20 protein-coding genes and 1 tRNA gene are annotated in these 25089 nt (G+C 59.1%); 7 read left to right on the top strand and 14 right to left on the bottom strand.

Annotated features, from left to right (window positions below; all coding sequences use genetic code 11):
- Nucleotides 1-484: 484 nt before the first annotated feature.
- From acnA to PSV43_RS17940, 3 genes are all read left to right on the top strand, one after another.
- Complete coding sequence (gene acnA / locus PSV43_RS17930; protein ID WP_300200494.1) at nucleotides 485-3256, top strand: aconitate hydratase AcnA; 2772 nt, start codon at nucleotides 485-487, stop codon at nucleotides 3254-3256.
- Between the two features lie 114 nt (nucleotides 3257-3370).
- Nucleotides 3371-4354: an SRPBCC family protein gene (locus PSV43_RS17935; RefSeq protein ID WP_300200497.1), complete on the top strand. Its 984-nt coding sequence runs from the start codon at nucleotides 3371-3373 to the stop codon at nucleotides 4352-4354.
- A gap of 34 nt (nucleotides 4355-4388) precedes the next feature.
- A complete protein-coding gene (locus PSV43_RS17940; protein WP_300200500.1) occupies nucleotides 4389-4850 on the top strand; it encodes a PH domain-containing protein in 462 nt (153 codons plus the stop codon).
- A 168-nt stretch (nucleotides 4851-5018) separates the two neighbouring features.
- Here PSV43_RS17940 and PSV43_RS17945 read toward each other — a convergent pair whose 3' ends face one another.
- The 6 genes from PSV43_RS17945 to PSV43_RS17970 all read right to left on the bottom strand — a co-directional run bounded on the left by PSV43_RS17945 (nucleotide 5019) and on the right by PSV43_RS17970 (nucleotide 13904).
- On the bottom strand, nucleotides 5019-7502 hold the full coding sequence (locus PSV43_RS17945; RefSeq protein ID WP_300200503.1) for a hypothetical protein: 2484 nt from the start codon (nucleotides 7500-7502) through the stop codon (nucleotides 5019-5021).
- Nucleotides 7503-7515: 13 nt separating this feature from the next.
- Nucleotides 7516-8754 carry a GNAT family N-acetyltransferase gene (locus PSV43_RS17950; protein WP_300200505.1) on the bottom strand — a complete coding sequence of 413 codons (1239 nt, stop codon included), beginning with the start codon at nucleotides 8752-8754 and terminating at the stop codon, nucleotides 7516-7518.
- Nucleotides 8751-10502 (bottom strand): DUF4091 domain-containing protein, encoded by a 1752-nt coding sequence (locus PSV43_RS17955; protein WP_300200508.1) that lies wholly within the window; start codon nucleotides 10500-10502, stop codon nucleotides 8751-8753. The genes PSV43_RS17950 and PSV43_RS17955 overlap by 4 nt, the downstream gene beginning before the upstream one ends.
- A complete protein-coding gene (locus PSV43_RS17960; RefSeq protein ID WP_300200511.1) occupies nucleotides 10499-11755 on the bottom strand; it encodes a glycosyltransferase in 1257 nt (418 codons plus the stop codon). Before PSV43_RS17960 ends, PSV43_RS17955 begins: the two co-directional genes overlap by 4 nt.
- Complete coding sequence (locus PSV43_RS17965; RefSeq protein ID WP_300200513.1) at nucleotides 11752-12819, bottom strand: polysaccharide deacetylase family protein; 1068 nt, start codon at nucleotides 12817-12819, stop codon at nucleotides 11752-11754. The genes PSV43_RS17960 and PSV43_RS17965 overlap by 4 nt, the downstream gene beginning before the upstream one ends.
- 248 nt (nucleotides 12820-13067) lie before the next feature.
- Entirely contained in the window at nucleotides 13068-13904 is an 837-nt protein-coding gene (locus PSV43_RS17970) for a DUF1080 domain-containing protein (RefSeq protein WP_300200516.1), read from the bottom strand.
- Between the two features lie 112 nt (nucleotides 13905-14016).
- On the opposite strand from PSV43_RS17970, the gene PSV43_RS17975 reads away from it, so the two are divergent.
- Together PSV43_RS17975 and PSV43_RS17980 are read left to right on the top strand one after the other, a co-directional pair.
- Nucleotides 14017-14093: transfer RNA gene (locus PSV43_RS17975), tRNA-Met, on the top strand.
- A gap of 123 nt (nucleotides 14094-14216) precedes the next feature.
- The gene (locus PSV43_RS17980) at nucleotides 14217-14750 is read left to right on the top strand and encodes a hypothetical protein (protein WP_300200519.1); all 534 of its coding nucleotides are present in this window, start codon (nucleotides 14217-14219) and stop codon (nucleotides 14748-14750) included.
- Between the two features lie 51 nt (nucleotides 14751-14801).
- Here the strand turns inward: PSV43_RS17980 and PSV43_RS17985 are convergent, their stop codons facing one another.
- The 8 genes from PSV43_RS17985 to PSV43_RS18020 form a co-directional block, all read right to left on the bottom strand.
- On the bottom strand, nucleotides 14802-16691 hold the full coding sequence (locus tag PSV43_RS17985; protein ID WP_300200521.1) for an alpha/beta fold hydrolase: 1890 nt from the start codon (nucleotides 16689-16691) through the stop codon (nucleotides 14802-14804).
- Nucleotides 16681-19185 carry a glycoside hydrolase family 2 protein gene (locus PSV43_RS17990; protein WP_300200524.1) on the bottom strand — a complete coding sequence of 835 codons (2505 nt, stop codon included), beginning with the start codon at nucleotides 19183-19185 and terminating at the stop codon, nucleotides 16681-16683. The genes PSV43_RS17985 and PSV43_RS17990 overlap by 11 nt, the downstream gene beginning before the upstream one ends.
- Before the next feature lie 6 nt (nucleotides 19186-19191).
- Nucleotides 19192-20169, bottom strand: coding sequence for a DUF1839 family protein (locus tag PSV43_RS17995; RefSeq protein WP_300200526.1), 978 nt, complete (start codon nucleotides 20167-20169; stop codon nucleotides 19192-19194).
- Entirely contained in the window at nucleotides 20166-21101 is a 936-nt protein-coding gene (locus tag PSV43_RS18000; protein WP_300200529.1) for an amino acid--[acyl-carrier-protein] ligase, read from the bottom strand. Before PSV43_RS18000 ends, PSV43_RS17995 begins: the two co-directional genes overlap by 4 nt.
- 3 nt (nucleotides 21102-21104) lie before the next feature.
- Nucleotides 21105-22286 (bottom strand): acyl-CoA dehydrogenase family protein, encoded by a 1182-nt coding sequence (locus tag PSV43_RS18005; protein ID WP_300200532.1) that lies wholly within the window; start codon nucleotides 22284-22286, stop codon nucleotides 21105-21107.
- Nucleotides 22287-22344: 58 nt separating this feature from the next.
- Nucleotides 22345-22599, bottom strand: coding sequence for an acyl carrier protein (locus PSV43_RS18010; protein ID WP_300200535.1), 255 nt, complete (start codon nucleotides 22597-22599; stop codon nucleotides 22345-22347).
- A gap of 182 nt (nucleotides 22600-22781) precedes the next feature.
- A complete protein-coding gene (locus PSV43_RS18015) occupies nucleotides 22782-22931 on the bottom strand; it encodes a hypothetical protein (protein WP_300200538.1) in 150 nt (49 codons plus the stop codon).
- A gap of 178 nt (nucleotides 22932-23109) precedes the next feature.
- Nucleotides 23110-23595 carry a phage regulatory CII family protein gene (locus PSV43_RS18020; protein ID WP_300200541.1) on the bottom strand — a complete coding sequence of 162 codons (486 nt, stop codon included), beginning with the start codon at nucleotides 23593-23595 and terminating at the stop codon, nucleotides 23110-23112.
- A gap of 129 nt (nucleotides 23596-23724) precedes the next feature.
- Here PSV43_RS18020 and PSV43_RS18025 point away from each other — a divergent pair, with 129 nt between their 5' ends.
- Nucleotides 23725-24501: a hypothetical protein gene (locus PSV43_RS18025; RefSeq protein WP_300200544.1), complete on the top strand. Its 777-nt coding sequence runs from the start codon at nucleotides 23725-23727 to the stop codon at nucleotides 24499-24501.
- Nucleotides 24502-24633: 132 nt separating this feature from the next.
- Nucleotides 24634-25089, top strand: a 456-nt coding sequence (locus PSV43_RS18030; RefSeq protein ID WP_300200547.1) for a VTT domain-containing protein, incomplete at its 3' end; no start/stop codon positions are given.

A 25089-nucleotide genomic window follows, 5' to 3' on the forward strand; every position in this document is an offset into this window, starting at 1 on the left:
CGTCTTCACCAGCGCGCTCCAAAAACGACGTTTTGTCTGCGTACGCACGCCCTTTTCGAGCACTAAAAAAACCTCGTTTTGGGTGCCTGATCGCCCGTTTTTAGCCGATTGATCCAAAATGATGAAGTTTTTGCGTACCCAATGCGCTTTGTCGCCTTTCCGAACCGGTTTGAGGCATGATTGGACCCGATGGAGGTGCGTTTTCGCATCCGATGCGGACCCAAATGGGCCTGTCCTCTTGCCTCTTCTCTCGTCTGAGCCTCAAACCCGCCTCTTCTCAGCCTGATATTGCCCTCAACTATATAGATGCGTGTGCCGCAGCCATGCCCTCCGCCCCTTTGTCTCCTCTCTTATAGAGCGCTTGGCAATATGCTCCACTTTGAGCCGTTTTGCGCCCCACGGGCCTCTCCAGTGTATGAGAGGGGCAAAAAAAGGCTGTCATTGCTGCGACTCTTGCTATTTCGTTGGCGGCTACCCCATTCCAATGAACACACCACTCACCTTCACCACTGGCTCCGGCGCTCCCGGCAAATTTTACTCTCTACCTGCCCTCGAAAAAGCCGGTGTTGGCAATGTCTCACGTCTGCCCGTGTCCATCCGCATTGTTTTGGAGTCCCTGCTGCGCAATCTGGATGGCAAGAAGGTCACCGAGGCGGATGTCAAAAACCTCGCAAACTGGAACGCGAAGAGCCCGGGTGAATATGAGATCCCCTTCACCGTCGCCCGTATCGTCCTGCAGGACTTCACCGGCGTGCCTCTCCTTGTCGATCTGGCCGCCATGCGCTCGAAGGTGAAGGAACTTGGCAGGAATCCGAAAATGGTCGAGCCCCTCGTGCCCGTCGATCTCGTCGTCGATCACAGTGTACAGGTGGACTTCGCTGGCACGCAGGCCGCGTTGAATCAGAACCTCGAACTCGAATTTGAACGCAATAAGGAGCGCTATCAGTTCCTTAAATGGGGTGAGCAAGCCTTCGACACTTTCAAAGTCGTACCTCCCGGCATCGGCATCGTGCATCAGGTGAACCTCGAATACCTCGCCAAGGGCGTGCTCGAAAAAGACGGCGTCTATTATCCCGATTCCCTCGTCGGCACCGATTCGCACACCACCATGATCAACGGCCTCGGCGTCGTTGGCTGGGGCGTAGGCGGTATTGAAGCTGAAGCTGGCATGCTCGGCCAGCCGGTCACCTTCCTTGTCCCAGAAGTCGTCGGTGTGTATCTCAAAGGCGCGCTTAAAGAAGGCGTGACCGCCACCGATCTCGTGCTCGAAGTCACGCAGAAGCTGCGCAAGCTCGGCGTCGTCGGCAAATTCGTCGAATTCTACGGCCCAGGCGCTGTCAGCCTGCCTGTCACAGACCGTGCGACCATCGCCAACATGGCTCCTGAGTATGGCGCCACGATGGGCTTCTTCGGCGTGGATGAAGAAACCATCGCCTACCTGCGTGGCACCGGCCGCACGGAGGAACTCTGCACCACCGTCACCAATTACTACAAGGCTCAAGGCATGTGGGGAATCCCCACGGAGAAAGGCAGCATCGAATTCACCACCGAGATGGAGATGGACCTCAGCACCGTCGTCCCCTGCGTTTCCGGCCCAAAACGCCCGCAGGACCGCATCGAAGTGCCTGCTTTGAAGTCGAAATTCAACGAACTTCTCGCTGCGGATGTGAAAGCGGGTGGCTTTGGCAAAACTTCGATCTCGCAGGTCGTCGAGCACCTCGGCGCCTCCAAAGCGGACGGCATTGATGTCACGGGAGCAGCAGCAGGTGTGGATGTGATTTCTGAAAAGACCACCTTCGAAGTCACCGTCGATTCCAAAGACGGCATCAAAGACACCATCACCGACGGCAGCGTGCTCATCGCCGCCATCACCAGCTGCACAAACACCAGCAATCCGAGCGTCATGCTCGCCGCTGGTCTCCTCGCCAAAAAAGCGAACGCCTTGGGCCTCACCGTGCGGCCTTCGGTCAAAACCAGCCTCGGGCCAGGATCACGCGTCGTAACCGATTATCTCACCAAGACCGGCCTCCAGCCTGAACTCGACAAGCTCGGCTTCCAGACCGTCGGCTACGGCTGCACCACCTGCATCGGCAATTCCGGCCCCCTCGATGCTGGCATCGAAGACGTCGTCAAAGGCCAGGACATCGTGGCTGCCAGCGTGCTCTCCGGCAATCGCAACTTCGAAGCTCGCGTGCATCAGAGCATCAAGGCAAACTTCCTCATGAGCCCTCCGCTCGTGGTCGCCTACGCCATCGCTGGCACGGTCGATATCGATCTGAGCAAAGACGAGCTCGTCGCTGGCAGCGGCGTGTATCTGAAGGACATCTGGCCCACGCTCAAAGAAGTGCGCGATGCCATGGCGTCTGCGCTTTCCCCGGATGTTTTCCGCAAGCTCTACACCGATTTCGCTTCGCAGAATCCGAAGTGGAACGAGATCCAGGGCGGCATCGGCGAAGTCTTCGAATGGGACGGCAAGTCCACCTACATCCAGCATCCTCCCTTCTTCGCTGATTTCAGCATGACCCCCGGAGATATCACCGAGATCAAAGGCGCACGCCCCCTCGGCATCTTCGGCGACAGCGTCACCACGGACCACATCAGCCCTGCGGGTGCGATCAAGAAGGCCAGCCCTGCCGGCCGTTTCCTCCTTGAGCACGGCGTCACTCAGGCCGATTTCAACAGCTTCGGCAGCCGCCGTGGCAATGATCTCGTCATGACCCGTGGCACTTTCGCCAACGTCCGCATCAAGAACCTCATGCTCGGTGGCAAGGAAGGTGGCGACACCCTCCTCCAGCCTGCTGGCACGGAGATGAGCATCTATGACGCTGCAGAGGCCTACAAAGCCGCTGGCACGCCAAGCATCATCCTCGGTGGTGAAGACTACGGCATGGGCTCCAGCCGCGACTGGGCCGCCAAGGGAACACGTCTGCTCGGTGTCAAAGCCGTCATCACCAAGTCCTTCGAGCGTATTCACCGCAGCAACCTCGTCGGCATGGGCGTTCTCCCCTGCAACTTCAAGGACAAGGCCGACTACGACAAGGTCAAGGACCTCAGCGATGCCACCTTTGACCTCCTGGGCCTCAGCAACGACTTCAAGCCCATGAGCGAAGCCACCCTCCGCGTCCACCAGGCCGACGGCAGCAGCTTCGACGTCCCCGTCATCGTCCGCATCGACACCCCGGTCGAAATCGACTACTACCGCGCCGGCGGCATCCTGCCGTATGTGCTCGCGCAGATCCTGCGAGCGAACGCGTAAGCCGTAGAACGAGTTTCCAAACTCGTTCCTCTGCTCACGTCCGCTTTCCGAGTTTGTGACATTGCCCACCCCTCTAAAATGTCTCTAATTGGTCTCCAGTTAGAGACATTTTTTATGGTGCCCGCTCCTGACCCTCTGCCACCCAAGCCGCTCGGCTTTGGCGTGATCTGCTTTATCACCTCGACATTGGCCGCGATGGCGGTGGTGTCTGCGACCAATGGATTTCGCCACTACGGCTACTCGTTGTTCATCGGTGTTCCGTTCAGCATGGGCATCCTGCTGGCCCTCCTTTATCGTCGCGGACGTGTTTGGAAATGGGCGGATGCCTTGAGCCTCATCGTCTATGTTCTTGTGTTGGCGGCCCTTTGGCTGGTCTTCTGCAAGATCGAAGGCTTTGTCTGTATCTTGATGGCCGCAGCGCTGGTCGCAACGGTCACTCTATTGGGCGTTTTGATCTATTGGGCCCTGGACACCTTGTTTCGAAGTCTTGCGCATCGGAACAAGCTCCACTGCATCGCCATCCTCTGCCTGCCACTGGCGATGAACTGGGAAGCCTCGCATCGGCCTACACCACCGATGGTTGAGCAGACCACGACAATCGAGGTCAATGCGCCGCCTGAAGTCGTGTGGCGCTTCATTCCGTCGTTCCCGCCTATTGAACAGCCTCCGTCGGGCTGGCTGGCGAGCGGCTTGGCCTATCCCATCGCTTCCGAGATCGACGGCAGCGGTATCGGTGCCAAACGACGCTGCATTGTCTCCACCGGCACGATGCCGGAGGTCGTAACCGCCTGGGAACCCGGCAAACGGCTTGAATTTGAAGTGCAGCACACACCACCCTCCATGGTGGAAACGAATCCGTTTGGTGAGGTGCACGCGCCGCACCTCGAAGGTTACTTCGAGGCCCGCTACGGCCGTTTCGTGCTCGTTCCGCTTCCGGACGGCCGCACACGGATCGAGGGCACCAGTTGGTTCATTCATGATCTCTGGCCGCAATGGTATTGGGAGCCCGTCACCCGCCACACCGTCTCCCAAATCCACCTGCGCGTGCTCACGCACATCAAGGCCCTCGCCGAAAAAGACACCATTTCCGCCCGGTAATCCCTTCGTCATTCCTCATTCAGATTTCGTCATTATGAACGCCACCACCGTCTTCCCCATGATTCCCGCAGCGGGTAAATCGCTGTGGTTTTTTGCCATCATCAGCCTCATCCTCGTCAGTGTCCTGTTGCTGATGGCTTGGCTGGCGTGGTCCATGCAGCATGTGCGTTTCACGGTCTCAAACGAAGGCTTGCGACTCCAAGGCGATCTCTACGGCCGATTGATCCCGCTCAAGTCGCTTAAACTCGACGAAGCGGTCGTCACCAACCTCAACACCGACAAGGATCATCGGCCGAAATGGCGCACGATGGGCACAGCTCTGCCGGGTTACGCCTCCGGATGGTTCAAACTCCGCAATGGCGAGAAAGCGCTGCTGTTTGTCACGGACAACACCCGAGTGGCACGTATTCCGACGACGGAGGGTTACACCGTCATGCTCAGTGTGAGCGATCCCGCTGCGCTGATTGACGCTTTGCAGCAGCAGCACGCACCTTGACGGCCCCCTCGCCACTAGGCCACCTGGCTGTCCACCTTTTTGGCGTTCTCTTTCATGATGCCCAGAAACGTATCCCTCAGCGCCGAAGAGAAGTTCTCGTCGTGCGAGAACTGCTCGGGCCTCCTTCAAGAACACAGCGCCGCAGGCGCACATTGAACTGTCAGACCTCTACCCGCCGTTCACCACCATCCCACGCAGCGCAGTCGATGACATCATCGGCTGCAGCAGCGCCAGACCGGCGCGCAACTGGGCGGGCGTGGTTTGAGCGGGGTTGTTGACGATGAGTACATCCGTCGCGAGCGGTGCCAGCGGGGCGACATTGGCAAAGCTCTTCAGCAGCGGTGAGGCATCAAGAATGATCCAGTCCACTTCCGTTTTCGCACGCTCGATCCAGCTGCGGTAGCCGTCGAGCAGTTCATTCGTGGCGTGTGCAGGCAGGTCGCAACCGGGCAGCAGGAAGAGATTGCTGTGACCGTAGCGCAGCGTTTCCAGGTCATGCGCATACGCACCATATCCCTGCATGGCACGGGGGAACCACTGGTGCAGCGTGGGCGAAGACGGATTGCACTCCATCATGAACACACGGCGGCCCAGGTGGCAGAAGGCGGCTGCCAGCGCGGCGGACACCAGCGTTTTGCCTTCTCCCGTGCCTGCACTGGTGATGAGAATCACCCCTGCTGTGCTGCTGCGGTTCATGGCCTGTATTTCGAGCGCGCTGGTGAGCTGATGCAGAGCACTGGAAGCACCGACGGGTTCCGGCTTCAGCAGTTCTGACAGCATGGCCTCCGGAGTGGAGCCCCTCACATACGGCAGACGGGCCAGAATGGTCGTTTCACCATTGGCTGGCTTGATCACCGGCAGAGGGCGTGATTGCGGCTGCATCTGCGGCATTGACTGCATCGGCGGCTGACGATTCATCATCACCGGCGGCGGGCGTTCCGGTAAGGACAAGGACGGCGCTGCAGGTGCGGCGATGGTGAAGGGAGAAACAGCCGGGGCTGGCTGGGCAGGATAAGCGTAGCCATACGCCGGTTGCTGTGTCGGAGTCCTCTCCACAGGCTTTTCGGCCTTGGGCCTGAAAAGCTTCCGCACATGATCGTCAAAGATGCCCCAGCTCACCGGCAGTCCAAGAAAAGTAAGGCCAAACAGCATGACGGCGGCCACCGCAGCGATGGGCTTGCTCGGTTTCACGGGCTTTTCCGGCACCATCGCCATATCCGCCACACGTAGCAGCCCACTGTCACGGAACTGCCCGGTGAGTGCTGCCTGACTGCGGCGCATCTCGATTTTTTCATACAGATCTCGGTCCATGCGCACCTGGTCGCGCAACAGGCTCTGCTGCACGGTTTTGCCGTTGATGTCCAGCGCCACACCCCGCGCATCACCCAGCTGACGACGGTAGTCGGCGATCTGCCGCTCCTGAGACTCCACCTCGGCCTGAATCATCCCCACAACTGAGCTGACCGCACGGTCCAGCGCAGCCCGCTGCGCTTCGATTTCATTCGCCAGAGCAATCATGCGCGGGTGTTTGCGTCCGCAGGTGGCTTCCAGCGGCGCACGTTCGGCGATCTTTGCATCAAGCTGCTTCCGGATGAAGTTCACATCCGCGTTGTCTGCGAAGATCCGGAGTTCTGTGAGATCACGTCCGGACTTTTGTGCAGCGGCAAGATCATTGAGATCGCTTTTGGCCCGGGTGAGCTTTAAATCGGCCTCCGTGATTGCCGCGTTGAGCTGGCGCACTTTCTCACTGGAGACGTCCTTGGACTCCGAATCCTCCATGAGCCCCTCTTGCTTGCGATACTCCGCGAGTTTCTGCTCCGATTCACGCAGATGCTTCAACAGCTCCTCCGATTTTGCTTCGAGGAAGGTGGAGGTGTCGGCGCTGAGCTTGCCTTCCTGTTCCGCCACATAGTGGGTGTACTCCTCGACAAAACGATTGGCCAGTTCAGCGGCGAGTTTCGGATCCTTGTCTCGAATTTGCACCCGCAGCAAATGCGACTCCTTGACCGGCTCCACCCTCACATTGGCAATCATCAGGTCGATAAACCGTTCGCGGGGGTCGCCGAGCTTGCCCGGTTTGTAGAGACCCAGCAGCTTCATCAGCTCATCCTTGCGTCCCAGTGAGTGCGCCTCACGATCCAGCAACGCGTCGCGCTCCTGCGCCGGAAACTGCTCGTAAAAATGACCCAGGAAGCGCCCGGACAGCAGCTCCGAACGGTGGTTGTTGATCAGCTGGACCGCGCTCAGTTCCGTGACTCCACGCGTGGACATGGCGTCAAAGTTGAACGGATTAGCATCTTGAATGCGCAGCAGCAGCTGCGACTCCGCCTCGTAGATCTTCACCCCCATGCCGAGGTAGTAAAACGTGAGCGCCGCGAGCATGAGGCCCAGCACCGCCCCCCGCAGCCAGCGCTTGCGAATGTAGCCGATGACATCGGTCAGACTGATGAGCGACTGCACCTCAAAATCCTGCGGATTAATCGGCGGTAGGAAGGCGCGCGGATCAAACACCGGCGACATGCCCGGATGCGCCGGCATCGTCATGGACGGAGCCACGGGCACCAGACCACGCGCTGGCGCGAGGGCAAGCATCGCCCCAAAGCCGTCCTGGGGGGCGGCGTTCGTGGGCTGAATGCTGTAGGAAATGGCCATATGAATGAATTAATTAAGCGGCTGGGCGGAGACTGGGTTCAGCTTCCTCCCGCAGTTCGTCGGAAGCAGTCACCTTAGCAGATGTCTGCCCTGACAGCCAGCGGCGCAGCGTGCGCAGAGCACGGAAGGCAGTAGCGCGCCAGCTTGCCCGATTGAAAGCTTCGAGATCGAGCAGCCAGCGTACACCGTCACACCACTGGCGTTTGTATTCGTAGTCGCTGGGCAGCATGTCCATCACCCGCAGGCCGCGCTGAATGCAACAGTCAACGGTCCAGCGAATGACCAGCTTTCCAGGAGAAAGCTTCGCCAGGGACCGCTCCCAGCCTGACTGAAAGTGAAAAAACTGCTCTCGCTCCACGAAGCCGTACAGTGCGGCGACCATTTTGCCGTCGGCTTCGAGCATGGGCATCCATGCACGCTGCTGCGGCAGCCAGCGCGCCGCCAGTCGCTGGTGAAAACGCCAGGAGGCTTCCGTGGTGAAGCTGCTGACTCCCTCCGCCCACTGCATGGCATGCAACACTCGGAACTCCTTCATCGTTTCGGCTATGTTCGTGCGCTCACCGCCTTGCGTGGCGATGCCTGCATGCTCTGCCGCAAACGCCTTCCAACTGCGGCGCATCGAATTACGCCATTTGGATCCGTGACGCACCTCGTAGTCTTCCCACGCCGCAGGCAGGTTGATAAACCGGCAAATGTTGCGGTTCAGCACTCCGGCATGGCTGAACGCCTCTTCCAGTGCCGCGAGGACATGGGGCCTGTTGGGAGACTCTTCGGGCAGATGATTGAGCCGGACATTGTCGCATTCACGCTGCAGCAGCTTGAACACACGGCAGAGCTGAGGCGTCAGTTCATCCTCCTGACCCGCGGGCACGATGAGATCCAGCCGCTCGCCATGCGCCTCCCCAAATCCAGCCAGAAAGGTCAGGGTCACGAGATGCTTGCGCACAGGATCCGCCTCAGAGGCGAGCATGAGCGGCGCGATGGCCTGCGGCACGCCTTCGGCATCTCGCAGCACGGCAATGACCAGTCGCGCCTCGTTGCGGCACTCTTCCCACCACAGACTCGCCCAGTCCCAGCGCATGAATGGCGAACGCGTCGCCATTTGCTCCACCAATGCGTCCCAGAACGGTTGCAGCGCATGGAATCCATCCACTTCGCGCACGATGTCGAGCGAGAGAACCCCTCGCGGAGACGCCGAGACGGCATTCGTCTCATCACTTCGCGGTGCGGTGCTAAGCAGGGCTGTGCTCACCGTGCGCCCCCTCCCTGCGATGCGGCGGCTTGTTTGCGATGCTGCGCGGATTCAATCAGCGCACCCAGCAGCTTGCGGGCTTCCTGCAACGCGTCGGAATTGTCATCCCAGTCACCAAAGCCACGCGCAAATTTGGCGGTGATACGCCGTGCCTCATCTTCGAGTCCCAGTTGACGCGCGAGCATCAAATAATCGTAGTCCTCCACCGTCTCACGCAGCCATTTCAGACGCATGGACGCCACCGGAGCATCGCGGCCCTGACGTTTCTCCGTGGCAGGATAAATATAGGAGCCATCGCCATTGTAAGTCGCGCCATCGGGCGTTTTAAAGGTGGCCGCATCCTCCCAGACATCGACGCCTTCAGCGGCAAAGATCGTGTCCCAATAATCAAAGCCGGTGATGCCATGCTTCGGAAACAGCCAGCCGACGATGCGATGCGCCATGGGCGGATAATCCAGCGCCCATACGGGCGGATAGCTGCTGGCGAGTTGCTTGGGCCTGCCATGCTGCTGTTCCCAGGCAACGGGCATCTGCACCAGGGCCGCATAGGCCCAGACTTCATCGCCGGCCTGCCGACGCAGGGCGATGTCGTGCTTGCCACCGGCCCACTCCATGTCCTTCCATACCTCACTGAAATGCGGCACCCAGATGTCCACCGCACCGTTCAGCGAACCCCACGCCGCCTTGTCCGGTGTCGGCTGCTCGGTGACATGCAGCGGCACACGCACGCCATGCTTTTTTTCCACCTCGTTGAAGAACTCACCCCACCTGCGCACGGTGGCATAGGCCGCCGCGTCGTTCGGCTCATCCAGATCTCCCATGATGACGTAGCCGCGTGACTCGCAGTGGATTTTGGCCAGCAGCTTCATCCATTGCGCCACATAGCTCATCGCCGCAGCGCGGTCCTCGCCCAGCGGATCTTTGAACGGCCACTGTGGCCAGATCGGCAGACCGATGCTGTTGCAATGGCGGTGCAGCAGATGCTTTCTCAGCGCCCGCTCGACCTTGGCCTCATCCAGTTTACCAGTGCCGGCGTCGGGATAGCTGCCGTAAATTTGATCCACGCTGAGCCGATGCTCGGCGAGCAGGTCGTAATACGCGTTGAGCAAACCCGCGTGCGCCAGTGACGGCGCATTGTCATGGTACTCAAGCCCATGCACCTGAGCGACGTGACGCACCGTGGTCATGATCGAGGTGCGCAGCTTCGGCACCACGGGGAGATCAAAATCCCACACGTTGAGCGCGTAGCTGGCGATGGCTTTCGTGCCATCAGCAAACTGGAACCTCACTTCGCCGCTATAGGCTCCCGGTGCAGCCGTGTAGGGCACAAAGACATCCACCCAATACGGCTGATTCACCACCTCCGTGCCGCTGAGTTCCTGTGCAGGCATGTCGAGCGGCACCAGCGCATCTGCATAATCGCCCGGTGGCAGCGGTGCCATCGGCGTGGACTTGGAGACGCGTACGTAGTGCTCACGCAACACCTTCGGGGCTGGCAGCAGGGCGTCCGAATCATTCTTGCCGATCCCGGTGGCCAGCACCTGGATGGTTTTAAGCTGTTCCGGCGTGGCGGTGACGACGATCTGCAGCGGCTCCCATTCACCACGCGCTGCGTGCAGGGTATGCGTGGCTGCTGTCGGCGCTGCACCACCTCGGGCAATGCGCGTCATGCCATCGCAAAACGCCACCTTCACCGGCTGCGCAGCCGCATGGGTGGTCAGTACTAGGAGCAGCAGAAGCGCTTTCATGCCTTCACCTCCAGCAGTTCGGCGTAGGTTTCCGCATACTGCCATGCCGCATGGGCGATGGTAAACTTCTCCAGCACCCGCTCGCGCGACTGCCGGGCGATTTCTTCACGCGCTGTAGCACCGAATTGCAGCGCCTTCTCCCACGCAGCAGCCAGTGCCGCCGGATCGCGCATGGGCACGACTTGACCGATACCCTCAAGCAGACGGCCGCAATCACCCACATCCGTGGTGACACACGGCACACCGCAGGACATCGCCTCAATCAGGGTCATCGGGCAGGCTTCGGTACGTGAGGAAAGTGAGAACACACTCAGCGCTGGATACAAACGCCAGGGATCGGCACGGAACGAGTCAAACCTCACCTGCTGACGCTGCGGCAGTTGCGCCAGAAGCTCACGTTCCACGTCACCCAATTCGATCTCGACCCCGCCGCAAAAGACGAAGTGTGCCTCAGGCACCCGGGCCTGCAGCAAAGCCGCTGCGCGTAGAAAGGTCGCCAGATCCTTCATCTCATGAAAACGCCCGATGTAACCAATCACCGGAGCAGTGGGCGGCAGTTTCATTTCAGCTCGCGTGTCGAGTCCGACATCCGTGTCAGGCACAAACCTCTCGACGTTGATGCCATTGGGAATCCAGCGCATTTTGGCACGAGGGTAGCCGATGGCGGCGTGGTCTTCAATGGCGGTTGCCGAACAGGAAATGATGCGCTTCGGAATGAAGCGCGAGCTGTAGGCCAGCGCACGGCGGAAGAGCGCCATCTTGCTGTCGCTGTCGCCGGGATTGCGATGGATTTCGCGGCAGTGAATGCTCCAGACGATATTGGGCACTCCCGCTACCTGCGCAGCCCAGCCGCCCACAAGATCAGCGTGATGCGTCCACGTCTGGACGATGTCGGGGCGCTCCGCACGCAGCACGGCATGCAGTCTCGCGAGCGTGCGCGTATTGAGGTAGGTGGTGCTTTCGAGATCGTGTACATCCACCCCTGCCTCGTGCAACCGTTTCAGCTGATCCGTCCACGGCTTGGCATTGATGGCTACGACGACGGTACGGAATTTCGCCGGATCGAGCGATTCTGCCAGGTTCATCAGCATCGCCTCCGCCCCACCACCCCCGATGCTGTAAGCAAAGTGCAGCACCACCGGGCGTTGATCACGCGCAGGAGCCGGCATGGGGCGTGCCTCCACGAAGGCACGCAGCGGCTGCTGGATGGGCAGCGGCAGCGTGGTACTCGTGGCAAGCCTGATCGTCTTCATATCATCGACATCGCTTTCCGGCAGCTCTGCCGCCAGTCTTTGAGTGTTTCAAACGCACCCGACACCGTGGCTTTGGCCTCCCACACGGACTCAGGGGACCCATAGCGTGGCAGTTGGTGCATGGAGACGGTGTCATGGACGCGGCCGCTGACCGTCGTGCATGCGGCTTTGAACCCCGCTTCACGCACAAGCATGAGTGTTTCGCGGGTATAATCATCCGCCCCGCCGTTTGGATACGCGAATGCAAAGGGCAGTTCACCGATCTCAGCATGAATGCGATCGCGGCAGGTGGCGATTTCCGCACGCATCGCCTGGACATCGCATCGTGCCAGAATGGGGTGCGTGTGCGTGTGGCCGCCGATGTCCACATGGCCGCTGAGGGACATTTCACACGCCATCTCCCAGGTCATCGGCCGCATGGCTTTGGGTAGGTCGTTAAAGTCGGGCTCACTCACCTCCAGCGCCTCCTCTAGACGGTTCATCTCGCTCAGCAAATCGGTGTCCGGCAGCTCCTTGAGTTCAGGCAGCAGCTTCATCAGCGACTGCTGACGCAGTTCATACGTCCCGAGATAAAGGCGCAGTTTTTTCCCATTGATCTTCCAGTCCAGCAGATCCTTCTGCGTTCGACCGAGCGCGAGATCAGCCCGCTGAAACCAAAACATCTCCTCCTCATCAAGAAAACCAGTGGTGACAAAGATGGTGGCGTGCAGGCCGAACTCCCGCAAAATGGGGTAGGCCAGTTCGTAATTGGACGCATACCCGTCATCGAAAGTGATGACGACGGAGTTGTCAGGCAGCCCGGATCCCTGGCTCCGTGCTTCGACGAGATCTGCCAGCGAAATCACGTGGTACTCCTTGGCCAGCATGGAGCAAATATTCCGGAAGGCATCCACCCGCAGGTGCAGGGACCAGTCGAGAACGCCTCGATCCGCAGTATCTTTGCTCAGTCCGTGAAACGTTAAAATCGTGGCCTCGGCGGAACGCCGCGTACGCGAAAACGACGCCAGTCCACTTCCAATAAGGGCGGCGGCTTTGATAGAGCGCGAGTAAAAAGCGAGCGGCATAATCAAAGTGTAAGTGAAAGCTTATTCTCCCAGTTGCGAGCAGATAGTGGGATCGGTGGTTATGAAAATTATATATTTATGCGAGCCATTCACACTTTAACGGGGTGATTTATTAACTTCAATGAAATTATCATAAATACTGTATCATTCTTACGCTTTCCTTACTTTTGACTTCTGCCGCCTAAAAACAGCAAGGCCGGAGGGGCGACCTCCGGCCTTGACGAGTGTGACATGGGTCTGGTTCAGCCTCAGAGCGGCCTGATCCAGATGTTCCGAATGCGTACTGGCGGGTCGTTTTTATGGTCCTGAATGCGGATCGGTGCCTTTTCGGGGAACTCGCCGCTGTAGTCCGTGATGTTCTTGTGCTTCGTCGGTCCCATGATCTTCGTGTGGTTTTGCACACAGATGCCATTCACAAAGGTCGTGATGTAGGCCGGCTCCACCACCTTGCCACCTTCCAGCTTGGGTGCGGTGAAGACGATGTCATACACCTGCCATTGGCCCGCAGGGCGCACGGCATTCACCAGCGGCGGCGTCTGCCCGTAAACCCCGCCCGTCATGCCGTCGGCATACGTTGGGTTGTTATCGGTGTCCAGCATCTGGGACTCGTAGCGGTCCATGAAAAACACCCCGGCATTGCCCTTTTTCTGCGAATTGCCCTTCGTATTGGGCTCGCTCATCCATTCCAGATGAACCTGGCAGCTGCCAAACTCCTCCTTCGTCCAGCAGTCACCACCGGAGATCATCATCACTCCGCTGTCGATGGTCCAGGGACAAGGAATGATCTTCCCCGTCTCCTTGCCCTTCGCGTCCTTTTCCTTCGCCTGCAGCGCGTCAGAGTTGCTGCCGCCGAAAATCACGATGGCATCTGCGGGCGGCTCTCCCACCTTTTCCCCAGGGGCCACCACCTCCGGACGTGGCCGGTCGATGTCATGCACCTTCCATTTCGTGCCAGGAATGACCGGCGTGTCCGAGTAACCAATGGGCGAAGGTTTGTCAGCCGCAGAAGCGGCAGGTTTGGAGTCGGCAGCCAGGGCTGGAAAACTCACGAGAGCAAGGAGGAGGGCTGTAGCAGTGTGTTTCATGCGGGATGCAGCAAACGAGAAGCCGCAGGCGATGTTTCAGCTCAAGATGTGAAGTATTGGAAATACAGGTTGCCAATCCCCTGAGACAGCCGACTCTACTCCCTCATCAAATCGCGGGATGGAGCAGCCCGGTAGCTCGTCAGGCTCATAACCTGAAGGTCGTAGGTTCAAATCCTACTCCCGCAACCAATTTTAAAGCCCTGTAGACCTCCGGTTTACAGGGCTTTTTAGTGAGTCTCTGTCCTTGGGATAGACGCCGGGACTGGCCCGGTTAATCCGAGGACGACGCTTCCTCACTCTTCACTCCTTCCCGTGATCCGCCTGTTCCATCCCATTGTTCTCCTGACCGTCCTCGCCCTGACTTCCTGCGCGGGTTCGAAAGTAGCCTCGTCCAAAGGGGCGACTGCTTCAGCGGCAGCAACCCCAGCTCCTGGTGCCCTAACACCGGCTACGCCAGCCGCCACGTCTCCCGTCGTGGGCGAAACGCCACCCAATCCCGATGCCGGGCGGGACGCTTATTGGAATCTCGCCATGAAACGCTACGTCCCGCCCGTAGCGGGAGTCCAGCCCGCAGCTATCGAGCTCGCGGAGCCAGGCACTGCGGTGACGCCCACGCCCACGGTTTCGACAACCCAGTCTGTCTCGCCCCCCATGGGAGCTGTGCCAACGCACGAGCTGAATCCAGCGGACATTCCCTTTGCTACTTGGGCTCCCGGAAAGCGCGGCGTAGTGAAGAGTCCGTACGATCCCGACGGCCGCCTTATCGATGTGCGCGATTTCAGCACAGGTCAGCTGTCGCAATGCCCATACAGCGGGAAAATTTTCCGCGTTCCACCTTTGAAATGAAGGATGGGCAGCAAGAGGTCAACCTTTCCACAGGTTTTGCGGCCTCTTCGGTCACTCCCTCAGCGCCGGCACCAGAAGCGCGAAGTCATCATCCAGCGCCCGCTCATCAATCACCTCGGAGCCAAAGCGTTGATGCAGGTGGCCCGTGAGGGAATGATAAAAGGTTTCACGTGCCTGAGCAGTGGAGAAGGTGTGATCCGCTTGGTGGATGAAGTGGCACTGCAGCCCGCCCTGCTTCATCATCTGCGTGGCCTTGCGCCGCGCCTGGTACATCAGCAGGAAATACCCCGGATCGTTGTCGGAAACAAACATGGCCAGCGTCCGCCCAGCAGCGGCGACACGGCTCAAATCTCCCGGCAAATCTTTGTGCGCAGGATGCCCGCAGCCGCTCTGCAATTCAGGCTTCGTACCCGCTTCCGCTGACCTGCCAAACCTCTGGAAACGCGGCGTCAGATGACCCATGAAACGTTTCACCGAGCCGGCAAATCCCGTGCGCGTCCTGCCTGTGAGCAGCATCTTCCAGCGTCTCCATTTGAAGATGGCATTCCAATACTCACGCCAGGCCACGAGCTGGTCGATGCTCGTGTTATTGATCGTCATTCCCTCCTTCCAGAAAAAGACAAGCGGATTGATAAGGATGCTCTCAATGATGGCAGGATGGGGCAGCTGCGCCGCAGCCTGAAAGGCCACGTACGCTCCGGAGCAGAGGCCTAGCAGCACGATGCGGCGGCTGGGCTGCTGCGCATGCAGGTAATCGCACACCAGTTCCACGTCGCGGAAGGCGGTCGCCGCGTAGGTGTCGTTTTCTTTGTCGGGATCAGCGACCACGCTGTCGCCGATGCCGTTGATGTCCAGCCGCAGGCAGGGATAACCGAGCGCCGCAAGCTGCCGCGCCAGTGCAACATGGATTCGCCCCGGACCAATCCGGTAAGCCGCCCCGGCATTGACCATGACGATCCACGGCAGCGTCGTCGAAGGCTCCACCGGTTCCGTCATGATGCCAAACAAATCGGGCGTGCTGCTGATCTGATGAATGCTTTCGCGCACCGCGTTAGCGCCACAGGTCAGCATCGACGTTGCACCCGGAGCAGGCGCACTGCCCCTGGCTGTGACCGCAGGCTGTGCTTTGGCCGTCATCCAGTCCACAATGCCCCGCAGAGCCTCATGTGGCACCTCCGTCTCATGCGGTTCGGCCATCATTCCCTCGTAGCCGGGCAGCGCCATCAGCTCTGTCACCACGCCCTGCTTCAACAAATGCTCCTCCAACGACAAGTCACCCGCCGCATTCGCATGGGAGGCGATCAGCACCTGCTGGCACTGCACCGATCGCGACAGCAGATCCATTTTCGCAAGTTCCCCGGCAGTCTCATGCGCATAGACAAAGCCCATGGCTTCGATGCCCGCTGAATCACTGCCTGCAACCAGCTGCGCCGTCTGGCTCAAGGCGGTGAGTTCGCGAACGTAGCGCCGGCCTTTCACTATGGGCGACCACAGCACCAGACTCTCCACCTCATGCTGCTCCGCGTAGAGCGCCGCGAGCGTCGCCCCCAGGCGCAGGCCCACAAGGCTGACCTTCCGACAGCCCGCCTCGCTGCGCAGCCATTCCACCGCATCGCTCACATTCACCTGCCAGGTGGCCAGACGCTGCAAATCGTCTTCCGCACCGTCCGAGTCGCCGGTGCCATGATAGTCGAGTCGAACGACCGTAAACCCCTGCCTCGCCAATCTGTCCGCGAGATGTCGCAGCGCGCGATGCGAATGAACCTGCTCGTGCCCGATTGGCGGACAGATCAACACTCCATGCTCAGCCACAGCGCCTGCGGGTCGGTGCAGCCACGCAAACAACGCCCGTCCTCCGCTCTCAAAGTAAAACGCGCGCCGCTCCGCCCCATCAACACACGAAGCGCCTTCAGGCGCGTGCGATGGCAGCTCAGGTATCATGATGGGTTTCGTGGGATGCACGGCTAGGCTCCACCGAAATTTCGCCCGACACGTTCAAGGCCTCAACATAAGCTTCAAACGCTCCGCTCCCACCTGCGCGCGGCGCAAAGAAGACCGCTTTGACCCGGTCCGGAGCAAGATGAAAGTAGTTGTCGTCAGGCAGGAACCCCTTGGCCGACAATCTCACACTCTGCAGAAACCGGTCGCTCTTGAGCGTGAGCTGATAGCCCCCTTCACCCAGGGCTTCCGCCTTGGCCCCCAGCATCTCCACTGCCAATGGCAGTCCCACCGGATCACGTGCACGGTTCAGATGAAACGACTCACTGATGACCTCACGCTCCGCGCTGAACCAAGTCGCGATCACCACCTGATGCGACTGCGGACCGAATCGATACGCATAGTTCACATCAAAAAACGACCCCAGAATTTCATCAACACTGCGCATCTCCAGCGAGCGCCCGGCCACCTTCAACGCAATCTCATGGCGAGCAACGACCACATTCGGCTCACGCAGCAACTGCACCTCAACAAAGCCCTCCACCGCCTCGGTCATTTCGTTGCTGAGATGCAGATGCAAGCCATCGAGACCTTCATCAGTGATGCACAGTTGCCGCGTCTGCCACGCGCGCTTGAGCTGATAGTAAGCCGCTTTCGGAGTGCCCGTGCTGTCCACGATGCCCCAGCCCGCTGCCGGCCATAGATCCTTGTAAAACCACACCAGCGCACCGGCGTTGCGACTGTGACCGCTGCGCCATTCCGCAAACGTTCGCGCCATCATCTCGCCCGATGCCACGCGGCTCAGCTCCAGATAACGCGGCATGTCGAACGAGCGCAACGCCACCGGATCAACATTGAAAAGCTCCCGCAAGTAGTGATCTCGCACATCCTCAAAATCCCATCCCGCACCCGTGTCACGCGGTACGCGCTGCTTCCAGCGCGGGTGGTGCATCACCGGCATCAGTCCACCCATGATCTCGTCAATCGTCTCCGTCTCCGGGATGTTTGCAAAGCCCAGACACTCGCTGGTGAATTTCACATCCGCCTGCCGCAACTCACACAGGGAGCGCTGATACGCACCGATGCCGTAGTAATGCGTCACCCCCGTCCGCGTGTGAAAAGGCAGCACACCACCGCTCGGGGAAGACGGCACATACACCGTGCCAGGATGGTGCTTGCGACACAACGCTGGAAGCCTCTCTCCAAACCAGCCGTTACGCCAAAGCTCACGCGCCATGCCCAGCATCGCCGCCTGCTGTTCGATCTCACTGTTGCCACAGTAAACCGCCACACATGGATGCTGCGCCAATCGGTCCAGTTGCTGCGTCGCTTCAATCGTGATGTTTTCAGCAAAAGCCGCGTCCTCTACCGGATAGTCCATGTTGGCAAACATGAAGTCCTGCCAGACGAGGATGCCCAGTTCATCGCAGAGGCGGTAGAACGCATCACTCTCATAGGTCATCGTGCCGCCAATGCGCAGCATGTTCATACCCGCATCACGCGCCAGCGTAAGATCATGGCGCAGCGAATCCACCCCTCCTCCTAGCGTAAAAATATCGTTCGTCGTCCAGCACGCACCACGGCAGTAAACACGCTCTCCGTTCACATGAATCGCAAACCCAGGATCGTTGCAGACCTCGATGCGACGGAAGCCCGTTGGCTCCAGCGGAAACTCATGCGCTTCGGCACTCGTCTCAATGATCACCTTGCCAGGGTACAACGTCGGCGCGCCATGCGTGTGCGGCCACCACAGTTCAGCACGCTGGATGCACAGCTCACCGCGCAGAATACCCTCCTCACACTCAAGGTCCGAGGAATGCCCGCCGATGTGCAGCCGCGCCGAAACGATCTTCAACGACGTCGCCACCCGCGCACCGAAACTGACAACACCTTCGTCTCCCGCGAGCACCGCCGTCTTTTGGATGTCCGTCAGCACCACCGGACCACGCTCCAGTCTCACCCCACGCCACGGCCCCACCGCAGGCACCGGCGGCGACCAGCCGGGAATGCGTCCCAGCAGGCTCGTGCGCTGCCAGCGCAGTTGCTGATTGTTCACGAGATTAGTTTTCCAGCGCGGACGCGAACGTTTCTTCTTCAGGTCCGCCGTCAGCGAACGAAAGCGGATCACCAGCTCATTCTCATCCTTCAAAGCCTGCGTAACATCCACGCGATAACTGCGAAACATGTTATCTGAGCTTAAAATAAGTTCGCCGTTGAGCCACACATCCGCAAGCGATGCCAGCCCGTCAAAGCACAAGACGCAGGCCTCATCAACGGTTCGCGCTGCCGCAGCAAAGCTGGTGCGATACCACCAATCCTGCGCATCGACATCGGGCGGATTTTGATGATTCCACTGACCGCGCGCACGCAACGCCGAAGCCACAGTCCCCGGCACCTCGGCGGCAAACCAGTCTCCCTGCACCACCCCCGGTTCAGTACTGGCTCCGGGAGCCTGCGCACAGCATGTCCACGGCTCAAAGTGAACGGGGTCCGTCATGGTTTTTTACGCGGTAAATAGGTCCTTCAGTTGCTGCATCGCCAGGGCCCAGTGCTCCGCCATTTGATCGACAGGCGTGAAATCAATCGCCCTCTTCCGTGCCATCGCACGGGCTAACTGAAACTGCAACGTCTTCGCACCCGTGGACAGCCGGAACACCGACTCGCTAGCGCCATCCAGCCCGCCCACGCCTTGGCTTTGCAGCCATTTCAAGTAGGTCCCAGCAAGCTCATAGCAGGAGCCAAACTGCCGCAGCGTGGCAAACGAATACTGATGAAACGTGGCAATCGGTTCATTGCTGAGCCACTGCATGTCGGCCTCAAAGCGGACGCGGAACTTCACGAACGGATTCACTTCAGGCAGGCGCCGCAACTGACGCCGCAGCAAACCCAACGACGCATTCAGCAACGCCTCGCCTTGCAGCGGAGACGCGCCTGCATTCTTCACAATCTCGCAGTAAGGCGGCAGAATCGCAGGATGCTTTTCGCCGCGCAAATGAAACACATGCGCAAAATCATCCCCCGTCAGATGGTAGTAGCCTTGTGCGTGGAAGTAGCCCAGCCGCTGCTGCTCCATATCGAGCTCGGCGATGGCGACCGTCGTTTTGACATGCTCAAGCTGATAGGCACTTCCAGCCGTGTCTGGCAGATAAAACGAGTCCAGCTCAATGAGCAGCGGCCGCCCAAGCGCCAGTTGTTCCTCGATGTGCGCCGTCAGCGGCCGGTAGATGGCGAGCTCCTGAACATCGAGCGCATAAAGCTCATACAAATCCTCCAGTTGGTACTTAAAAAAAGTCCACTGATCGCCTTCGAAATCGATGCCCAGCGTGAAGGGCAGCCCCGCTATCGGCTCAAGCCCCCGGGCGTGCAGCACTTCGATCCACACATCCACGTAGCAGTTCGTCTCCGCCCACTCGCGCTCCTGCGTGTGCAGACGATGGCGCACGTAGGTTTGCGGATCAAGCGCTGGAAACGGACAGCTCATAGTCCCAGGGCGTTCTTCACCTCATAGGGCCAGCGGTCTGGATCAAATCCATGCTGCTTGAACATAGCCAGTGCGACGCGTTCCATCCCAAAACCGATGCAGGCCGAATGCGCCGACTCCCCGTTCGGCAGCTTGATGTCGAAGGCTTTGCCAAAGTAATCCATGTGGCAGTTGGTGGATGCGATGGCCGTCGGCTTCTCATCTGAGGCCACAGCAAAAGTAAACTCATGCTTCAGGTCCTGATCCTTCTGCGATGCCGCCATCACCCGCCCGCCTCGTCCAAAGAAAGGGTCGTTGGCGATCACAATTTCCACTCCGAGTCCGACCTCGGCCAAAATATCCCGGCCCAGTTCAATCCATTGTTTGCGATGCTCCAGCGCCTGCTCGGCTGTGCCGATGCGGACAAACTCGCGCTGGCGAAAAATCTGCAGGCGGCACGGATCGATCGAAGGCTCATGCCGGAACACTTGCGAGAACAAATCCACCGTCTTGCCCTCGCTTGTTAGCGTGCCAGTCGCTGTCGGATACAGAGGATAGCAGCACGCGGGCGACAGCATCAGCGCGCTCGGTGCCAGATCCTGCGTCCATTCTTCACCATTCTCGCGCTTCGTCAGCATCCCCACATGTTCACGTTCACGCCCCATGAAGCTGTGTACGGAGCCCATCAGGTCCGGAAAGTTTTCGAGGTGGCTGGTCTTCAAATAATGCTCCCGGCTCAGCACCCCCGGCAACCGCAGGATGTCCGCCTGAAAGTGCGCTGCACGGCGTGTGATCAAACGGTCAAAGCTTTGCAGCACGCCTTCAAACACCCCGTTGTAGCCATACACGCCGCGCACGCCGAGCGGCACGAACAATCCGGCTTCCGTCACCTGGTCAAGAAACGCCTGATAGGCCTCGGTAAGAGGGAGGGTTGTGGTAGAAGTACACGTCATAGATCAGCCTTCCTTGTGCACCAGCAGCATGGTGGCGTTCAATTTCAAAATACGGTCATTATTGACCATCAGCGCTGCGCCATACGCATCACGCAGATGGCGTGCAATGCTGAATTTGGAATCATTGCGATAGCCCGAGATGCCGCAGATCAGCATCGCCCGGCCCACAATGTCCACGAGCTGCTGCGAGGAGGACAGCTTCAGATTGTTCGTGCGGATGGAGAAGCCAAACTCTTCAAACACCTCCGGGCATTCGCGGCTGCGCAGTTCGTCATACTCACGGGCCAGAGCCGCCACATTGTGCCGCATCACCTGCAGCACCTGATCGGCCTCACCCAGGCGAATCGCCGAAATGGGTGTCTCGCCGGGTGTCTTGCGCGCTTCGGCACGCACAAAGGCACGCGCTTGGTTCACCGCATCCATCGCGATGCCCGACCACAGCGCGCCCCACACGATGTGCGAGTACGGATGCATCGTCTGCCCAAGAATCTCATTGAACGGCTGCGGAATGATCTGCGCCGCGCTGCCTGTGGCGGTCAGCTCAAAGCCCGAACTGCAGGTGCCGCGGAAGCCCATCGTGTCCCAGGTCGAAAGCGGCACAGCCGTGTATTCTCCTTTGCGCACCATCACCTGCACCTGCTCATTCGCCGGCGCATTCGGCGCACTGCGGCAGGTCACCAAAATCTCGTCTGCATACTCGCCATAGGAAATGACGGGTGCCTTCTTGTTCAGTTTGAACTCGTCTCCCGTGACCTCCACCGCACAGATGCTGGAGCGCAGGTCTCCGCCCGTGCCGATCTCCGTCGTCGCAGAGGCCATGAGTCGCTGTTCTTCCACCAGCCGTCGCAGGTAGTCGCAGAAGAATTCGGACTGCTGGGCATGGTGCACCACGCACGCCACCTGAATCTTATGCATCGCATAAATCATGGCCGACGAGCCGCAGTACTGGCCCAGTGTTTCGCAGATCTTCGCGATCTGCACCATATTCAAACCCATGCCGCCATACTCTTCAGGCACATACGCGCTCAGCAGGCGCGCCTCGCGCATGGCATTGATCGACTCCGTCGGGAAGCGCGCTTTTTTGTCCACATCCGCCGCATGAACTCGCAGCACCGATTTGCCCAGCACATGCACCCCCTTCAAAAGTTCGTCAAAATCGACTTCGGTGCTGCAAAAAGTGCTCACAGGATGGGAGGGGGGTAGGTCGGGCAATCTTATTCAGCGGAGCACATCAAAGCGAAGGCTAGGCCGCGAGTTTCGTGATCGCCTCGGCGATGGATTCAATGCTCTTAAAGGTGCGGCGGCCAATCAGATTGTCGGGGAACTCAACATTGAATTTGTCTTCCAGCGCCAGCATCACCGCCACCGTCGCCAGAGACGTCAGGCCAGCATTGTAAAGGTCATCAGCCTCCGTGAGATTTTCCACGGGAAACCGGCCATGCTGGGCAAGGACTTCACGGATGTCAGGCACAAGAGTCTTGCGTTCGTTCTCGCTCATAATGATAAATAGAATAAGTATGTGTAATTATAATAAACATACCAAATGTTTATTGGTCCAGCGAATTTTACACCGCCGTGAGGCTTTTGCTCTGCGGCCTTGCACGATCTTTGTGCAGAAGTTCTCAGCGTGCTCTCCGGCACGATCACTTCTTGCACTTTCACCCTGCCTCCCACTGCGGCTTAGCGACCGGTCAATATATGCACCCGGTGGCTGATGAGCAGCGCGATGGCAATGCAGAAGATGGCGGTCAGGGCCATCCAGTCATCGTCGCTCAGTTGCTCAAAGGGCTTGAGGCAGAGCCGGACGACCAAAAGAAGGAGCAAGGCCATGACAGGAAAGGGGGGGCAGTTTCTATACCATCGCGGCAACCCTTCGGTTTGCGTGTGCTTTTTTACCGTTTTTTTATTAACCAGCTCTCCCACCTCGGTTAATGATCCGCCGCGCAGGGAAGAAACCCCGGCTCACTTTGACTGTCCACGCCGGCGGATTGGCGTTGCAACGCGTACCTTATTTAAAGCCACGATGCGTTTTGATCTCATCTGCGAGGTGGGAAAACTCACCCTTCTCGCAATGGCGGACGAACCCTTCGGTAAAGCGTTTCAATTCGTCCCACACGCTGCGGATGTGGTCCGCCTCTTCCAAACTGATGCGGCTGTCCGATGCAGCCTTGCTGACAGCGGTCAGTAGATCGGCAAACTGCTGCACGATTTCCTGCGTCGCTGGCATCAGTTCCATGCCGCGCGGACCACCGCTGGTGGGATTCTGCACGAAGACCCCGTTCGCCTTGTGGCAGAGCCACTGGATGAGCTGCGAGTCCTGCGTGATTTCAAACAGCTGGCGCACGCGGTCCAGTGGATTGGAGGTGCCGCTGCCCTGCTGCTCATCGGGCTGGGACCACTTGTAGGCCAGCGAGAGGGAGACGCCCATTTGCGCCGCCACCTCTTTGAAGCTGGTTTGCTCGACGGCCTTGCTGATCACTTCATGGGAGTCCATACCTGACTTGTTTCAGAAAGTAATCCATTTGGCAAGCAGCATCCTTGCCGTTCTGCCATGGTAAATGTCACGTGGCCACACTCTTTGCGCTTGTAGAAGAAAATTCCACACGCCTAATCTGCCCGCCTCATGAAAATCTCATCCCTCCTCCTCGCGGCGGTCGCTTTTGTGCTGGCCTCCTGCATTGAAATCAAATCCACCGTGATCGTCAGCAAAGACGGTACAGCCACCATCGAGGAGAGTGTTCTCCTGGGTGCCCAGCTCGCCGCCATGATGCAGGGTGGGCAGGGCGATCAGCTTAAGGGCCTCGTCATGGACAAGGAGAAGGCCGAGGAACGCGCGAAGAAACTCGGCGAGGGCGTCACGGTCAAATCCCACGAAGAAGTGAAGACTCCCGATGGCAAAAGCGGTGTGAAAGTGGTCTTCGCCGTCGCTGATGTGACCAAGCTGAAATACGCGCCCTTCGAACCAGAGCAGCAAGGCAAGCCCTCCACCACGCAGCCGATGACCTTCGCGCTGAGCGGCTCCACCCTCACCATCACCAATCCTGACGCGGATAAAAAGAAAGGCGGCGACGCTGACAAGCCGAAGAAGAACGCACAAGAAATCGCCATGATGAAATCGCAGATGGCGATGATGAAGCCCATGTTCGCCGGCATGCATGTGGCGGTTGAAGTCAAAGGGGCCAATGGCATCTCCAGTTCCGACGCCGCTAATCTCAACGATGGCACGATCAGCTACATGGACATCCAGTTCGACAAGATCATGGACAACGCGGACGTCTTCACCGGCTTCATGGAATCCGCAGATACCGGGCTGAGCCCGGCTGAAGTGGCGGAAAAATTCAAAAACGTCGATGGCCTCAAAATCGAAGGCAAAAAAGTGGTCACGGCAGAGTTGAAGTAAGCCACCCCACGGATCGACAGATTCAATCCAGCGAAGCCGGGGCATCACGCCCCGGCTTTTTCGTGAGTTCATGTCAACATCGCCATGAGTTTTCGTTTGCCGCCCCGCTCTGACACCGGACATTCGCCGCCCATGATCCCCCAGATTCTCGATTTCGTCCTGCACATCGACAAACACCTGCAAACCTTCGCGCAGGATCATGGTGCGCTGATTTACGGCCTTCTCTTCGCCATTGTCTTCTGCGAGACCGGCCTCGTGGTCATGCCCTTTCTACCGGGCGATTCCCTGCTGTTTGCCGTGGGCGCCCTCTCCGCCCAGGGGCTCATCCGCATTGAGATCATCATCCCCCTGCTCATGGGCGCCGCCATCATTGGTGACAACCTGAACTACTGGATCGGCCGCAAAGCAGGCGGCTGGATCGTCAACCAGCGCTGGTTCAAGCGCGACTACCTCGCCAAGACCGAGGCCTTCTTCGTCAAGCATGGCGGCAAGGCCATCATCCTCGCACGCTTCGTCCCCATCGTACGCACCTTCGCCCCCTTCACCGCCGGCTTTGGTCGCATGGACTACCGCCGCTTCCTGATGTAC

Source organism: Prosthecobacter sp. (assembly GCF_029946185.1).
Classification (GTDB): Bacteria; Verrucomicrobiota; Verrucomicrobiia; order Verrucomicrobiales; family Verrucomicrobiaceae; genus Prosthecobacter.